The sequence below is a fragment of the Ectothiorhodospira variabilis genome, assembly GCF_022227625.1.
GTDB classification, from domain to species: domain Bacteria; phylum Pseudomonadota; class Gammaproteobacteria; order Ectothiorhodospirales; family Ectothiorhodospiraceae; genus Ectothiorhodospira; species Ectothiorhodospira haloalkaliphila.
Map to the genome: position 1 here is coordinate 101046 of NZ_JAJNAO010000011.1, position 16423 is coordinate 117468.

Annotated in this window: 12 protein-coding genes; 6 read left to right on the forward strand and 6 right to left on the reverse strand. The window is 60.6% G+C overall.

Annotated elements, in window-relative coordinates:
* Positions 1–289 precede the first annotated feature (289 nt).
* From LPW30_RS11770 to betA, 3 genes are all read left to right on the forward strand, one after another.
* Positions 290–1849 carry a glutamate synthase-related protein gene (locus tag LPW30_RS11770; RefSeq protein ID WP_239680940.1) on the forward strand — a complete coding sequence of 520 codons (1560 nt, stop codon included), beginning with the start codon at positions 290–292 and terminating at the stop codon, positions 1847–1849.
* A gap of 87 nt (positions 1850–1936) precedes the next feature.
* Positions 1937–4012, forward strand: coding sequence for a choline BCCT transporter BetT (gene betT, locus LPW30_RS11775; protein ID WP_025280878.1), 2076 nt, complete (start codon positions 1937–1939; stop codon positions 4010–4012).
* Entirely contained in the window at positions 4009–5706 is a 1698-nt protein-coding gene (betA, locus tag LPW30_RS11780; protein ID WP_238625867.1) for a choline dehydrogenase, read from the forward strand. Before betT ends, betA begins: the two co-directional genes overlap by 4 nt.
* A 152-nt stretch (positions 5707–5858) precedes the next feature.
* Here betA and LPW30_RS11785 read toward each other — a convergent pair whose 3' ends face one another.
* From LPW30_RS11785 to wrbA, 6 genes are all read right to left on the reverse strand, one after another.
* Positions 5859–7211 (reverse strand): sensor domain-containing diguanylate cyclase, encoded by a 1353-nt coding sequence (locus LPW30_RS11785; RefSeq protein WP_239821871.1) that lies wholly within the window; start codon positions 7209–7211, stop codon positions 5859–5861.
* Positions 7212–7324: 113 nt separating this feature from the next.
* On the reverse strand, positions 7325–8341 hold the full coding sequence (locus tag LPW30_RS11790) for a DUF21 domain-containing protein (protein ID WP_239680942.1): 1017 nt from the start codon (positions 8339–8341) through the stop codon (positions 7325–7327).
* 61 nt (positions 8342–8402) lie between these two features.
* Positions 8403–10550, reverse strand: a complete 2148-nt coding sequence (gene glgX / locus LPW30_RS11795; RefSeq protein ID WP_238625783.1) for a glycogen debranching protein GlgX — start codon at positions 10548–10550, stop codon at positions 8403–8405.
* Between the two features lie 18 nt (positions 10551–10568).
* Positions 10569–12131: a BCCT family transporter gene (locus tag LPW30_RS11800; protein ID WP_239680943.1), complete on the reverse strand. Its 1563-nt coding sequence runs from the start codon at positions 12129–12131 to the stop codon at positions 10569–10571.
* 169 nt (positions 12132–12300) lie between these two features.
* On the reverse strand, positions 12301–12807 hold the full coding sequence (gene thpR / locus LPW30_RS11805; protein WP_239680944.1) for an RNA 2',3'-cyclic phosphodiesterase: 507 nt from the start codon (positions 12805–12807) through the stop codon (positions 12301–12303).
* A 101-nt stretch (positions 12808–12908) separates the two neighbouring features.
* On the reverse strand, positions 12909–13517 hold the full coding sequence (gene wrbA, locus LPW30_RS11810; RefSeq protein WP_239680945.1) for an NAD(P)H:quinone oxidoreductase: 609 nt from the start codon (positions 13515–13517) through the stop codon (positions 12909–12911).
* Positions 13518–13628: 111 nt separating this feature from the next.
* Here wrbA and LPW30_RS11815 point away from each other — a divergent pair, with 111 nt between their 5' ends.
* The 3 genes from LPW30_RS11815 (at position 13629) to LPW30_RS11825 (ending at position 16355) form a co-directional block, all read left to right on the forward strand.
* The gene (locus LPW30_RS11815) at positions 13629–14543 is read left to right on the forward strand and encodes a LysR family transcriptional regulator (RefSeq protein ID WP_239680946.1); all 915 of its coding nucleotides are present in this window, start codon (positions 13629–13631) and stop codon (positions 14541–14543) included.
* A gap of 655 nt (positions 14544–15198) precedes the next feature.
* Positions 15199–16071, forward strand: a complete 873-nt coding sequence (locus tag LPW30_RS11820) for a hypothetical protein (protein WP_239680947.1) — start codon at positions 15199–15201, stop codon at positions 16069–16071.
* Positions 16068–16355, forward strand: a complete 288-nt coding sequence (locus LPW30_RS11825) for a hypothetical protein (RefSeq protein WP_239680948.1) — start codon at positions 16068–16070, stop codon at positions 16353–16355. Before LPW30_RS11820 ends, LPW30_RS11825 begins: the two co-directional genes overlap by 4 nt.
* The last annotated feature ends 68 nt before the right edge of the window (positions 16356–16423 follow it).

A 16423-nucleotide genomic window follows, 5' to 3' on the forward strand; every position in this document is an offset into this window, starting at 1 on the left:
GTTGCTTGTCTTAGGCGGCGCCCCCCAGTGGGCGTTGCCTCAGCGAGCAACCTCGCGGGGAATCATCATTAGCTCTGTGACAAGACTGTCAAGGGATTACAGCAATATGAGTACGTCGCATCGAGGAAGAGGCCTTCAAGACGGTTGGGCGCGTGACGATCAGTCTCGGTGTTGCCCTTGAGTCCCCACAGGCCATACCGGTCCTGTATAGAATGATCGCGTGTTGTGGTTTCAGGTCGTTTTGGAATAAAACCACTCGCAAGTCCTGAGTTGATTGTTAGGGGGTTGGATGACAAAGCCAATCGTATCGGCAGTAAAACCCACGGGTGTCCCGCTCGAAAAGGACAAGGAGTATTACTTTTGTCGTTGCGGGCGCTCCAGCGATCAACCCTTCTGCGATGGCTCCCACCAGGGGACCGGCATCGAGCCGATCGCGTTCAAGCCCCGCAAGGATGGCAAGAACTGGCTGTGCATGTGCAAGCAGTCGGGCGATCTTCCCTATTGCGATGGCACCCACGCCCAAGTGCCGGAGAGCGCGGTGGGAGAGGAATTTGGTGGCCTTGATGAGGACGCGGAAGAGGCCGGCGACGATGCCGCTCCCACACCGCGCAACACCGGGACGGAACCCCACGTGGAGCTCATTCATGCCCTGGCGCGAGGTGGGCTGGAAGAGGTGGGGGCCATGGGGCCCACGGTGGCCATGGGCGTGCCGCGGGATCGGATGCCATCCTGGGATGATATTCAGATTCTGACAGCGCAGTTCGCGCGCCGCCCGCTTGACGGCGATATGGATGTGGACAGCGCGCTGGTGATCGGGCCGGAGGCCCGGCGCCCGCTGCGTCTGGAGATGCCGCTGTTGGTCACGGACATGAGCTTTGGTGCGCTCTCCCGCGAGGCCAAGATCGCGCTGGCGCGAGGCGCCGAACAGGCCGGTACCGGCATCTGCTCCGGCGAAGGCGGCATGCTGCCGGAAGAACAGGCCGAAAACTCGCGCTACCTCTTCGAACTGGGGCCGGCGCGTTATGGCTACTCCGAGGAAATACTCGATAAGGTGCAGGCCTTCCACTTCAAGGGCGGCCAAGGCGCGAAGACCGGTGTCGGCGGCGTGTTGCCGGGCGCGAAGATCTCGGAAGAGATCGCCAAGGTGCGCGGGATCAACACCGGCCAGGATGCGGTGTCGCCACCGGTGATCCCGGACCTGGAAACGCCCGCCGATTTCCGACGCTTTGCGGATTCGGTCCGCGAACGCACCGGCGGCATTCCCGTTGGCTTCAAGCTCTCCGCGAACCACATTGAACAGGATCTTGCCTTCGCGCTCGATGCAGGCGCTGACTACGTGATCCTGGATGGCCGCGGTGGCGGCACCGGGGCCGCGCCGGCCCTGCTCAGGGACCACATCAGCGTGCCGACCATCCCCGCACTGGCGCGCGCACGACGTTATCTGGACCTTCGAGGTGCGAGCGGGCGGGTCACCCTGATCATCACCGGTGGGCTGCGCACCCCGGCGGACTTCGTCAAGGCCCTGGCGCTGGGCGCCGATGGCATTGCACTGGGCAACAGTGCCATTCAGGCAGTGGGCTGTGTGGGTGCCCGCATCTGCCACACCAATCGCTGCCCAACAGGTGTGGCGACTCAGGATCCGGAACTGCGCAAGCGCCTGGATCCGGATGCAGGGAGCGCCGGGCTCGCCCGCTTCCTCGGGGCCTCCCTGCAGCTGATGCAGGTGCTGGCTCGCGCCACGGGCCGGTCACGCTTGGCGGACCTCGATCGGGAGGACCTGATCACCTTCAATCGCGACCTGGTGGAGATGGCTCGGGTGCCCTATGCCGGCGAGTCCGGCGGCGGTTGAATAAATCACTGGACAGGGGTGAAAAAATGGGTTTTAAGTTTCCTGTGATCCAGATGCGCTTCAGCGGGGTGGGTTACAGGAGGGTATATGGCTCAGGAAGCGGAAGGTAGGCAGGTACCCGACCAGGGGCTCAATCATGTCGTCTTTTATGGGGCAGCCGTCGGCATTGTAGCCTTTGCGCTTTGGGCAATGTTGTTTACCGAGCAGGCCGGTGCGGTGATCGGCGGTGTACTGGCCTGGATTTCCAACACCTTTGGTTGGTTCTATTTTATTGCCGTGGTCGCCTACCTGGTGTTTGTGGTGGCCATCGGCCTGTCCCGCTATGGCAGTATTCGCCTTGGTCCGGAACACTCGCGACCGGATTTCAACATCCTCACCTGGGCCGCCATGCTCTTTGCCGCGGGCATCGGCATTGACCTGCTGTTTTTCTGTGTGGCCGAACCGGTCAGTCATTATCTGGCACCACCGGTGGGTGAGGCGGGCACTGTCGAGGCCGCCCGTCAGGCCTTGAGCCTGACCTTTCTTCACTGGGGCCTTTCCGGGTGGGGTATCTACACGCTGGTGGGCATGTCACTGGCCTTTTTCAGTTACCGCCACGGCCTGCCACTGACCATTCGCTCCGCGCTGTACCCACTGATCGGCAAGCGTATCTATGGGCCGATCGGGCACTCGGTGGATATTGCTGCCGTGCTGGGCACGGTGTTCGGCATCGCCACAAGTCTGGGCATTGGCATCATCCAGCTCAATTTCGGCCTCAATTACATGTTCGGCATTGCCGAGAGCACGGTCACGCAAGCGGTGCTGGCCCTGATGATCGTGGTCTTTGCAGCCATATCGGCCATCACCGGTGTCGAGCGCGGCATCCGGCGACTGTCTGAGTTCAATATGCTGCTGGCACTGTTGCTGCTTTTGTTTGTGCTGTTTTCCGGCAAGACGGTGATGCTGCTGAACGCGCTCGTGATGAATATCGGCGACTATCTGTCGAGCTATGTCAGCCTGTCGTTCAATACCTATGCCTTTGATCCGCCCGCCGACTGGCTCAATGCCTGGACCGTCTTCTTCTGGGCCTGGTGGATTGCCTGGGGGCCTTTCGTTGGCATGTTCCTGGCGCGGATTTCGCGCGGACGCACGATTCGCGAGTTTGTTGCCGGTACGCTGATTCTTCCGCTGGCCTTCATGATGGCCTGGATGGCCACCATGGGTAACAGCGCCATCGATCTGATCGCCACCGGCAGCGGTGTGGAGAACTTTGGCGAGCAGGCCATGAATAACCCTGGCTCGTCCATCTATCTTTTCCTGGAGAGCCTGCCCTGGACGGGTGTGACCACGGTAGTGGTGAGCATTCTGGCCATTGTGTTCTTTGTCACCTCGGGTGACTCCGGGTCGCTGGTGCTGTCGAATCTGACATCCGTGATTCGAGACCCCAACGAGGACGCCGCCAACTGGATGCGCATCCTCTGGGCGGCCATCATTGGCCTGCTGACCCTGGCCCTGCTGATGACCGATGGCCTGGAAGCCCTGCAGAGCGCCGTGGTGATCATGGGGCTGCCCTTTGCTGTGGTGCTGTTCCTGATGATGTTCGGGCTGTTCAAGGGACTCACGCTGGAGGGACTGAAGTTTGATAGTCACCAGCGCAGCCTTTCCGGCCACCTCTCTGGCCGCACCGGACGAGTCAGCCAGGATGGCTGGAAGCAACGTCTGGCACGTGCCATGCACTTCCCCAATTTCAATGAGGCGCAACGCTTCCTGGCAGATACTGCCAGACCGGCCATGGAGCAGGTGCGTGATCAGTTGCGTGAGCAGTCCATCAAGGCCGAAGTCGAGTTCGAAAAGGGTGAGTCGTTGCATATTGCGCTGACCGTTGATCTGGGTGGTGAGCAGGACTTCACCTACCAGATCTGGCCGTTCAAGGCGCGCATGCCTGCATTCCCGTTGCGCGCCACCCGGCCCCGGGCCAATTACTACAGGCTGGAAGTCCACCTGAGCGAAGGAGGGCAAGGTTACGATGTGGCTGGTTACAGCAAGGAGCAACTGATTGCCGATATGCTGGACCAGTACGAACGTCATCTGGACTTTCTCCATTCCCGGCAGCACAGTCTCGGTGGCAACACGCAGGTTCCCGACGGGCCTGACAAGGCCGCCGGCAAGGAGTCCAATACATGAGCGAGTCACGATTTGAAGAGGCATTCGACTACATCATCGTGGGTGCCGGTTCGGCGGGCTGTGTGCTGGCCGATCGGCTCAGTGCGGACGGTCAGTACTCGGTCCTGGTGCTGGAGTTTGGTGGTAAGGACAATTCGATCTTCATTCAGATGCCGACGGCCTTTTCCATACCGCTCAACAAGCCGAAATACGACTGGGGGTTGTACTGCGAACCTGAGCCAGGCCTGGCTGGCCGTCGCCTGCACCATGCCCGTGGCAAGGTGATTGGCGGGTCCTCTTCGATCAACGGCATGGCCTATGTGCGCGGTTGTGCCGGGGACTTTCAGGAGTGGGAGCAGGCGGGTGCCAAAGGGTGGGGTTATGAGGATGTACTGCCCTATTTTCGCCGTGCCGAGGATTGTGTATACGGCGCGGATGATTATCGAGATACCGGCGGTCCGGTGGGTGTGTGCAATGGCAACAATATGCGCAACCCACTGTATCGGGCCTTTATCGAGGCGGGTCGGCAGGCCGGTTACGGTGAGACCAGCGATTACAATGGCTATCGGCAGGAAGGCTTTTGCCGCATGGACATGAGCGTGCGCGACGGGGTGCGCAGCTCGACCGCCAATGCCTACCTCAAGCCAGCCCTCAAGCGCGGCAACCTGACGCTGCGCATGCATGCGCTGACCACGCGGGTGGTGATGCAGGGAAAGCGGGCCGTTGGCGTGGAGTACCGGCAGCAAGGTCAGGTGCACCGGGTAGGTGCCAACCGGGAGGTCGTCCTCAGTGCCAGCACCTTCAATTCGCCCAAGCTGCTGATGCTTTCCGGTATCGGATCGGCGGATCAGCTGCGTGAGCACGGTATCGATGTGGTGCACGATCTACCCGGAGTGGGGCAGAACCTGCAGGACCATCTGGAGGTCTGGGTGCAGCAGCGCTGTACGCAGCCGATCACCCTCAATGGCTGGCTGAATCCCCTGGGCCAGTTGCGGATTGGTGCGCAATGGTTCTTCGCCCGTTCTGGCCTGGGTGCGACCAACCATTTCGAGTCCAATGCCTACATCCGCAGTCGACCCGGGCTGAAATGGCCTGATCTGCAATACCATTTCCTGGCTGGGGCCATCGCCTACGACGGCAGCAAGGCCGTCAAGGGTCACGGTTTTCAGGCGCATCTGGGTGCCAACAAGCCGTTGAGTCGCGGTGCGGTTACGCTGAGGTCCGCCAACCCCGAGGAGGCCCCGCGACTGGTGTTCAACTATCTGCAGGAAGAGGCCGACCGCCAGGCCTATCGCGACGGGGTGCGCCTGACGCGCGAAATCTTCGCTCAAGCGGCTTTCGATCCATACCGTGGCGATGAGGTCTCACCGGGGCCGAATGTGCATACGGATGATGAAGTTGATGACTGGGTGGCACAGACAGCTGCAACCGCCTACCACGCCTGTGGCACTTGCCGTATGGGCGAGGACGAGAACGCTGTGGTCGATTCGCAGTGTCGGGTGCGCGGCGTGGAGGGGCTGCGAGTGGTGGATTCGTCCATCATGCCCACGGTCACCAACGGCAACATCAATGCACCGACCATCATGATCGGCGAGAAGGCCGCCGACCACATCATGGGCCGCGATCCGCTTCCGCGCTCCGAGGTGCCTGTGTTCGAGCCTGAGGGGTGGCAGCAGCAACAGCGGGAAAACAGGCCGGGGGTGATGTCCAGCTAAGACCTGAAAAGACGGGGAGATGGGGGACCGCTGTCGACTCTTGTGGGAAGCTTCCATGATCCAGGGCTTTGCATCCCCCCGCGGCATTGAGTGCGCTCCAGCGTCGCGCCTGCGCGCCGGCTTCAACGTTACAGGGTGAGTTGGCTTTCAACTCAATCCTGGTCCGCCTCGGTCTCGGTACAGACCCGGTTGCGGCCGGCCTTCTTGGCCGCATAGAGCGCCATGTCGGCACGGCTGACGAAGGCTTCATGGCTGTCGTGTTCTTCAAGATGTGAAGAGGCGAGACCGGCGCTGACGGTGATGCGGAGCGAGTGCTCGCGGATCAAAAAAGGCGCCGCCTCGATCTGCTGGCGCAGGCGCTCAATGAAACTCCGTGCCTGGGCCACGTTGGTATCGGGCATCAGGATCAGAAACTCTTCACCACCCCAGCGCGCGACCCAGTCGGATTCGCGGGTACTGGCTCGGAGCACCATGGCGACCTCCTGGAGCAGTTGATCGCCCACGAGATGACCATAGGTGTCGTTGACGCGTTTGAAAAAATCCAGATCAAGGATGGCGATCGCATTGGGGCGGTGTCCCCGCTGTCCTTGTGCCTGGATGCCACGGATCACATGCCACATGCCACGCCGATTGAGCAGTCCGGTCAGTGGATCATGGTCGGCATGGTAGGCGAGGCGCAACTCGGCCTCCTTGCGCCGGTGAATGTCGATCCGCAAACCACTGACTGCAACGGCGATTCCGTCTGGACTGCGTTCATAGACGCGCGCGTGGTCCTGTAGCCAGATCCAGTGTCCACCGCGATGCCGGAAACGGTACTCGGCGGTGAAGTCGTCCACACCACCATGAATGACTTGCCCCGTTTGCTCGGCGAAGGCCGCCAGGTCCTCGGGATGGACGTTCGCCCGCCACCACTCGTCGGTGATGACGATCTCGCCGGGTTGATAGCCGATCTGGGCCAGATAACGCTGGTCCGGGCACACCTGGCCAGTGCTGAAATTGGCGGTATACGTGCCGATGCCGCCGGCCTCAAGGGCGAGGTCGAGCATTCGTTGAGTCTGCAGGAGCTGCAGTTCCGCGAGTTTGCGGTCATGGATATCACGACCGACACCGATAATGGCAGTGACTTCTCCTCGCTCATCCAGCACGGCCACATCGGACCACCCGAACCAGCGCCAGCCATCCTGGGTCAGGGCCCGTTGTTCCAGATAGCAGCGGTATGGCGGGTGGTAGAGGCTTGCCATCGCGGCGTTGGTATGGGCCTGGTCATCGGGATGAACCAAGGGCATGAAACGTTGGCCGATCAGATCCTCTTCGCGCTTCCCGAAGGTGCTGCAATAGCCCGGGTTCACGTAGAGGAAACGGCCCTCGCAATCGACCTTGACGACCAAGTCATTCTGCTGCTCGACCAGGAGTCGGTAATGCTCTTCACCGCCGGGCAGGGGGGCGTTGGATTCTGGGGATGCCTTGCCACTGGTCGGCGGTTGCCTCGGTGGACGCTGATCCATTGTGGCTTGCCCCCACTCTGGGTACCTGAAGGAGAATGCTCTGCTCACTTTATCGCATGCTGGCAGCCAATCTGTACAGTTGGCAGGTGACGTCGGGTTGGCGCCCCTTCAGGCTACCGATTGGATTTGCCCAGGATGTTTCGCATCAAACGACCCAGGATGTCGGCGCCGGTGAGCAATCGTGGCTGGTCTGTCCATGACAACACCACGTCGTCCTCGACAATGTCATCCCCCCTCGGCCCGGAATGCAGGCGGAACCGCGGAATCAGTTCACCGAGTTTGCGAGTGCTGCTGGTCACGATGATCGGACGGTGGCAGTGCCGGAGGGGGTTGAAGTGCTCGGGAGCGAATATGGCCTCCCGCAGGAAGTCATTCACACTGAGGACCAGCCGGGGCCAGTCGTCGGAATCGACAATGACCACCCAGCTCTTGCCCGAGCGGTTGATTTGACAGAGAAACGGGTCCTTGGGATCGGCGGTGATTGTTGGGAACACAGGCCTTGTTCCATCGAATTCAAGACACAGCACGCTCCCCGGATCCACCGGCTCGCCCTCGTCTCGTATCGGGACATCGTCCAGCTCCAGGAAATTCAGCGCACCCTGTCCTTCGACCCGTGCGATCTCGGACTCGGTGGTCTCCATGTGGAGCTGGATCACCCGACGCAGATCACGCTCCGGAAAGTAGCGGATGTTCTCGCCGCCCAGCCAGGCATCCAGTGCCCAGGCAGTGGGCCGTGCCACCGGGTAGAGCAGCACCTGGTAGACCCGCAGCACCGGCGCCAGCATGGACGCCATGCGCAGTGCGTTGCGGGTGAAATAGGATTGCGGAATGATTTCCGCGAAGATCGTGATGACAACGGTGGAGAACAGGAAGGCGATCACGCCGCTCATCACGGCGCCGGAAAGCAACGCCAGCAGCACGTTCACCCCCACGTTGCCCCAGAGGATCGTGACCAGTGCGAAGTTTGCGTCCTCACGCAGCCCCAGCACGCGTTCCGATAGTTTGTTGCCCTTGCGTGCCTCGACCTCCAGTTCCAGCTTGCTGAGCGAGAACAGCCCCAGGTTCAGACCGGACAGCATTGCCGACTGAGACAGGCAAAGCAGGATTCCGAACCAGGTGAGCAGCGTCATTTCATCGCCTCCAGCGACATCAACTCAAGGACGAAGCGTCCTGAAACCAGGGAGCCGGTGATTACTCGCCGGCACGCCTCAGCAGAATCATGGCGCGAGCCTCCACGGTGAACGTACCCCCGGCGTCGTGATGCCGATCCTCATCGACCCATCCCTCGGCGGTATCCAGTTCCACCCGCCAGCGTTTGCACCAGCTGGCCTCGGGCAAGGTGAACTCCAGGGGCTCATGGTGGGCGTTGAAGGCCAGAAAAAATCGATCATCGACGATGCGCTCGCCGCGCGGCCCGGGGGAGGGCAGGGACTCACCATTGATGAATATCCCCAGCGATCTGGCAAAGTCTTCTCCCCAGTGATCCTCTTCCATACACTCCCCGTCGAGTGTGAACCAGGCAATGTCTTCCACATCGTGGCCATGGATGGCCCGACCCTCGAAAAAGCGTCGCCGCCGGAACACCGGGTGATCATGCCGAAAACGCACCAGACGGCGCGTGAATTCAAGCAGCGACGTGTCCACCTGTGACCAGTCATACCAGGCCAGTTCGTTGTCCTGGCAGTACACGTTGTTGTTGCCCTGTTGTGTGCGTCCCAGTTCATCTCCCCCCAGCAGCATGGGCACACCCTGGGACAGCATCAGGGTGGTCAGGAAGTTGCGCTGCTGCCGGGCGCGCAGGGCGTTCACCTGCGGGTCCTCGCTGGGGCCTTCCTCGCCACAGTTCCAGGAGCGATTGTCATCGGCGCCATCCTGGCTATCCTCGCCGTTGGCCTCATTGTGTTTGTCGTTGTAGGACACCAGGTCCCGCAGGGTGAAACCATCGTGGGCCGTCACGAAGTTGATGCTGGCATGGGGCATCCGGGAGGAGGACTCGTACAGGTCGGGGCTGCCCGTCAGCCGGTACGCGAATTCACCCAGGGTCTGGTCCTCGCCGCGCCAGAAATCACGAACGGTATCCCGGTACTGGCCATTCCACTCCGACCACAGCACCGGGAAATTGCCCACCTGATAGCCCCCCTCGCCGATGTCCCAGGGTTCGGCGATGAGCTTTACCTGGCTGATGATGGGGTCCTGCTGGATGATGTCGAAGAACGCCGAGAGCCGGTCCACCTCGTGCAGTTCCCGGGCCAGGGTCGAGGCCAGGTCGAAGCGAAACCCATCCACGTGCATCTCCAGCACCCAGTAACGCAGCGAGTCCATGATCAGCTGCAGGACATGGGGATGGCGCATGTTCAGGGAATTGCCGGTGCCCGTGTAGTCCATGTAGTGACGGGGTTCATCGGGCATCAGCCGGTAGTAGGCAGCGTTGTCCAGTCCCTTGAGGCTGAGCATGGGCCCCAGGTGATTGCCTTCGCTGGTGTGGTTGTAGACCACGTCCAGAATCACCTCCAGTCCCGCCTCATGCAATGCCTTGACCATCCCCTTGAACTCACGAAGCAGTTCATTGGGATCGTCGCTGGAGCCATATTCATTGTGAGGTGCCAGATAGCCGATGCTGCTGTAGCCCCAGTAATTGCGCAGGCCTTTCTCCTCAAGGTGTGAGTAATGGATGAACTGATGCACCGGCATCAGCTCCACCGCCGTGACGCCCAGGGACTTGAGATGCTCAATGGCGACCGGATGGGCCAGGCCGGCATAGGTACCGCGCACCGCCTCGGGGATATCCGGGTGGCGGATGGTGAAGCCCTTGACGTGGGTCTCGTAAATCACGGACTCGTGCCAGGGCGTGCGGGGATGGCGATCCTCCTCCCAGTCGAAGTGCGTGTCCACGACCACGGAATGGGGCACATGAGGGGCACTGTCCTGGTCGTTGAAACTGTTGTCGGGATCATCGAAACGGTAGGGGAACACCGCTTCGTTCCATTTCACACGGCCCACAATCGCCTTGGCGTAGGGGTCCAGTAACAGCTTGTGGGGATTGCACCGCAGACCCTGCTCCGGGTCCCAGGGGCCGTGAATGCGAAACCCGTAGCGCTGCCCCGGGCCGATGCCGGGCACATAGCCATGCCAGCACAGGGCCGAGACCTCCGTCAGGTCAAAGGACTCGGTCTGTTGCCCCTGCTCATCAAGCAGACACAACTCCACCCGCTCTGCCACCTCCGAGAACACCGAGAAGTTGGTGCCCTCTCCGTCAAAGGTGGCGCCCAGGGGGTAGGGCATCCCGGGCAGTAGCCGGGGCGACGCGTCATGGGAGGGCGTATCGGGTGTGGCCGTCATTGGAACAACTCCTGGTTGTCAATTCGGCGGGGTGGAGTCTGAGCGCAGGGCCTGAATCAGTGCCACCCCCATGAGCACCATGATAATGGAAAAGGGGACCGCCGCGACCAGCGAGGCAGTCTGAAGTGCTCCCAGCCCGCCAGCGAAGAGCAGCGCGGCGGCGATGGCCGAGACCAGAAAGGTCCACACCACGCGCACCGGCGTGGGGGGCGATAGCCGCCCGCCGCTGCTCATGGAACCCAGGATGTACGAGGCCGCAGCCGCAGAGGTGATCAGGAAGGTCACCACCAGCAACAGGGCGACCCAGGAGAGCAGGGTGCCCAGGGGGAGCGTTTCCAGCAGCTGGAACAGCGAGGCCGACACGTCATCGCTGACCGACCCGGCCAGGCCGGCGTTTTGTTCCAGGTCCCGATACAGTGCGGTGCCGCCGAACACAGCAAACCAGAAGCAGGCGATCATGGGGGGCACGGTCAACACCGCCGCCACGTACTCGCGAATGGTCCTTCCCCGGGATACCCGCGCCACGAAGGCCCCCACAAAGGGCGACCAGGCGATGATCCACGCCCAGTAGAACAGGGTCCATTGCCGCGTCCAGCCATCGCCCTCCCCAGGACCGAGCCTCAGGCTGTAAGTCAGGAAATGGTGTGCATAGTCCCACAGCCCCAGGAAGAAGGTCTTCACGATGTACAGGGTAGGCCCGAGCAGGAACACCGCCAGCAACAACCCCAGGACCAGACTCAGATTGAGGATGCTCAGGTATTGAATGCCCGTTCCCAACCGCGTGAGCGTAAAGCCCAGGTACACCACGGCCAGGGTCACCACAATAAGCAGATGGACATAGGGTGTGTTGGGCACACCGAACAGGGTGTGAAGGCCACCATTGGTCTGCAGCACACCCATCCCCAGGGAGGTGGCCATGCCCAGTACGGTGGCGATGATGGCCAGGATGTCCACCGAATCTCGCAGCCGGGGGCCATGACCGGTCAGCGGATGCAGGGCGGTGGAGATGCGCCCATCCTCCCGGCGATGGAATTCGAAATAGGCAATCACCAGGCCCACCAAGCCGAAGATGGCCCACTGGCTCACACCCCAATGGAAAAACGCATACCCCATGGCCAGGCGGCCCGCAGCCTCTGTCTGTGGCTCCGCGCCCCCCAGAGGCGGCAGTACAAAGTGACTCAGGGGCTCGGCCACGCCCCAGAAGACCAGCCCGATACCAAAGCCAGCCGAGAACAACATCCCGATCCAGGCAAAAAAGCCGAACTCGGGTCGGTCGTCCGGTTGCCCCAGACGGACACGCCCCCAGGGGCTCAGGGCCAGCCCGACCAGAAACACCACGAAGCCGAACACCGCCAGCAGATAAAGCCAGTCGAAATTGATGCTCACCAGCCGGTAGAGCCGATCGGCGGTGGCCGCGAATGGCCCCGGCAGCAGAATGCCCAGCAATGAAAGCACCCCGATGACCGCCGCCGAGACGGAAAACACCGGATTTTTTACCAGCGTTACAAGAGAGTGCTCGCGCATGGCTCCCACGCCCTGAGGATGGCAGGGCGTCCCCTGAATGTTGAGCCACCTTGCCATGGGGGCAGGGTCAGTTCAAACCACTGCCGTCCGGGGCTTGCTCTGGATGCCTCTGCCGCGATGGAGTCGGTGGCACGGAGACTGTCGGGCTATATCGTGCTCGCCCGGGCCGTTTCCTGGGACGCGCTGAACAGAGCGTGGAGCCTGCAACGGCGGGTGCGCATGGTGATTACACGGGATAGCGCTGCACCACCTCGTAGCGCACGCCGTCCGGGCCGGGTTTTGACACCACCAGACAGAAGCCGTCCACCGACCAGCGGATGGGGTGAATGGGGGCCCGTGCCACGGGGGCCTTCAGCTTGCGGGCCACGGTGACATGGGGACGGTACTCCCGCGCCTCCGGCTGGAAGCCGCAGGGTATCAGGGCGGTGTTCAGGTCCTGTGCCAGCCGCACCAGGGGGTCGCGGGGGACAACGTCCCCCAGCCACAACACGCCGGGCTTTCTGAAACACCCAAGCCCCGTGAGTTCGAACGCGAATGGCTCGATGTCCACCGTGCTTGCGGCCCGGCTCAGACACTCGGCATAGGCCGTATCGGCCGCGCCAATGAAGGCCAACGTGAGGTGCAGGTTGTCCCGGGCGACCGGGCGCCCGCCATGCCCGTCAGGCACGCGGGCCTGGATTGCATCCCGCAAGGCATCGTCAGGCCACAGGGCGAAGAACATTCGTTGGGTCATGAAGGTATTGTGCCTTCATTCACCCAAAGACGCATCGCGCCTCAAGGAGAGCAGGGCAGCCCCTGAGTCTTGGGCCACCCAGCCATGGCATGAGCCTCGGTTCAAACCGCCCCGCCGGTCATCTTCCGGGTGACCTCGGCCACATGCTGCCCCTGGAAGCGGGCGATGGTCAGCTCCTTGTCGCTGGGCTGACGGCTGCCATCGGGGCCTGCCAGGGTGGCCGCACCGTAAGGACTGCCACCCCGGGTTTCGGACACATCGGTGAGCTCCGGGATCGCGTAAGGCACACCCACGATCACGAACCCCTGGTGCGCCAGGGTGTGCCAGAAGGAGGTGATGGTGGTCTCGCCGCCGCCACCGGTCCCTGTGGAGGTGAACACACTGCCCACCTTGCCCACCAGTTTGCCCTGGGCCCACAGGCCGCCGGTGCGATCCAGGAAATTGCGCATCTGCGAGGCCATGTTGCCGAACCGGGTGGGGGTGCCGAAGATCACGGCATCGTAATCCGCCAGTTCCTCGGGCTGGGCGATGGGGGCCGCCTGGTCCAGCTTGGCACCGGCGTTGCGCGCATCTTCCTCGTTCATCAGCTCAGGCACACGCTTGATGTCCACGGTGGTGCCCTCCACCCCACGGGCGCCCTCGGCCACCGCATTGGCCATGGTCTCGATGTGACCGTACATGGAGTAATACAAAACCAGAATCTTGCTCATTGTCCTTGCCTCCGTGTGCAAAAGAACGTGGTGCCCCCGAGCGGGGCGTGTGTGTCATTGGAATTCATGGCGGCAGGTTGATAAACCCCTAGTAACGCATAAGATTGATGCATGAAACGCATCGATCTGCCGGACTTCGACCTGATCCGCGCCCTGCGCGTTTTCGTTACCGTGGTGGACGCCGGGGGCTTCAGCGCCGCCTCGGAGCGCCTGGGCCTGGCGCGCGGCCAACCCAGCCGCTATGTGAGCAAGCTGGAAGGGCATCTGGGCACCCGCCTCATGCAGCGCACCACCCGCCGCCACTCCCTCACCGAGGCCGGCAGCGCCTTCTACCCTCGCGCAGTGCAGATCCTCCAACTGGTGGACGAGGCCGAGCAGGACCTGGCCCTGGAGACCGACGCCGTGCGCGGCCGCCTGCGCCTGAGCGCTCCGGTGAGCTTCGGCATCCGCCACCTGGCCCCGGCCCTGGCGGACTTCAAGCGGGCCTATCCCGCGGTCACACTGGATGTGATCTTCAACGACCATCTGGTCAACCTGGTGGAGGAGGGGGTCGACCTGGCGGTACGCATCACCTCGTCCCTGGACCCCACCCTGGTGGCCCGCCCCCTGGCCACCACCGACAAGGTCCTGTGCGCCGCCCCTGATTACCTGCAGGCCCGGGGCACCCCGGAGCATCCCCAACATTTGGTGGAACATGAATGCCTCGTGTACACCAACGAACCCAGCAGCCAGGAATGGCGCTTCCGACAGGGCCGGGACGAGGTGGCCGTGCGCGTGGAAGGCTCCCTGCGCTCGGACAATGGGGAGATGCTGGTCACCGCCGCCGAGACCGGCCTGGGCCTGGTGCTGGTGCCACGTTTCCTGGCGGCCGAGGCGCTGGCGCAGGGCCGGCTGGTGACCTGTCTGGATGCATGGCAGGCGCCTGAGCTGACTGTTTATGCCGTTTACGCTGATCGTCGCTGGTTGCCGCCCAGGGTGCGGGCGTTGATTGATTTTTTGGTGGCGCGGTTTGCTGGGGGTGTGTAGGGGGCGGGTTCGCCGCGATGGATAAGAGTGTGGGGGCGCAATCCCTGAGACCATGCCCCAGCAGCGTCGTCGTATTGACCTGAAACATGAAATCTGTCACAAAGTCCGGTAGTGTTTCACCGACAGTCATGCGATGGATCGGGCATGGAATACAGGACCCCTGCGCGGCCTGCACGGCGAGGCGCAAGATCATTGGCACCGGGCCAAGCCGCAATGCGCTCATGCACCCGGTTCACGCGGGCGTGTTGGTGTCACCCCGCCAACGCGGTTGCCACGGACCTGCCAAGCCGCGACTTGCATGGGTATACCCTTCTTTCGGCTCAACCTGAGCCCCAGTCCCTCAATGCGCTTCACCGAAGTACGCGCAGCTCACCCAGTCGATGTCGCTTTCCAGCCCGCCTAAGTCGATTTGCGCCGATTCTGTATAACACCAGTCCCGAGCACTTCAATGGGCACCTGATGGCTTCTACGGCGAATCCAACTGTGCCCGGTTTTCGGCGCAGAATCAGTGCTTTGGTAGTGGGGGAGCTTGCCCAATCTGTGGGGCGTGAAGAATTCAGGCCATATGCTATGCAGATTCTGTATATCACGGGAAACGAAGTTTCTATCGATCAAAACTGTTAGGGGAATAATAAAGGGGGCATAAGGTTACCAAATGAATATCCCAGGAAAATTAGCACATCAATTCGCCCGAAGTGATTATGTGACTGCACTTTCGTTGATTGTAAGCTTTATAAGCTTTGGTGTGGTTATGCGTGATATCCTTGCAGGAACAACACCTAAAATCGGGTCTATTATTGGCTTGGTTGTGGCACTATTGTTTTTTGCTGCAGTCAACATATATTCTCTAAAAGTCAGAAATGACAATCAGATTCTGGAAGAAATAGCAAAATACTTTAGAGAAATAAACACAAATTATCGAGAGGCGCTGTTCACAAGCTTTTGGGGGGAAAAGGAAACGCCATCACTCGATGATAGGCTTCTGGCAGAAAAAAATACATTAAAGGCTGTGTGTCAGATCATAGCGCGAATATTTACAAAACTTCTATACGGGAAAGAGTGTACGGTTACTGTGAAGCTTCTAACGAAAGAGGATGACGGTATTTCATACGCGACAACATACGCGAGAAACCATGAGTCATCCGAGAGAGACGTAGATGACCATTGGAAATACGAGGTCAATACCGGAAAGAACTCAGGTTTAGATCAAGCTTTGAAGAATTCTCCCGCCGGCAAGCTAAGTTACTTTCATTCGGCGGATTTGTCGAAAGAAACGGAGTACTCAAATCAAAGGAGCGACTATCTTAATTGGTACAAGAGTACTATTGTTGTTCCAATTCGTTGTCCATTGAGGCGCGGTGAGCGCGAGGCTCAAAACTACGGGTTCTTAACGATTGATACGATGACAAGACATCGACTTAACAATGGTCACCATGTGGTGATGTTATCTTCTCTTGCCGAGCAGATGTTTAACTTTATGGCATTAATGAGGGGAGACTATAGGATTTCCGCGGAGACAAAACAATGAAGCAAGAATACGGGAAAATAAAGGCCGAGTTAGTTAAAATGGTGTACAGAAGCATGTATAGATCTAATTACAGTTCAAGAGGTGAAGGTCTGGGTGACGTTACCAACAGTACAAGTAATACAAATAAGCGCGCACTCGCTATCGCCGTAAGCGACAAACATACGGATATGGCAATGGGTGCATTCTGTGTTGTTTCCTTAAATGCGCCTATAAGCAATCAGGATAGTAACCTTAACAAGAGGGCATTGGAGCTGGCACATGAACTTCCCCTAACAAAGCCATAAACTCGGACCCCAAAAAGCGCCGTTCCTTCGTCGCTCTGATTTTTTGGTCCGGTTATGGCAAGCGTTAG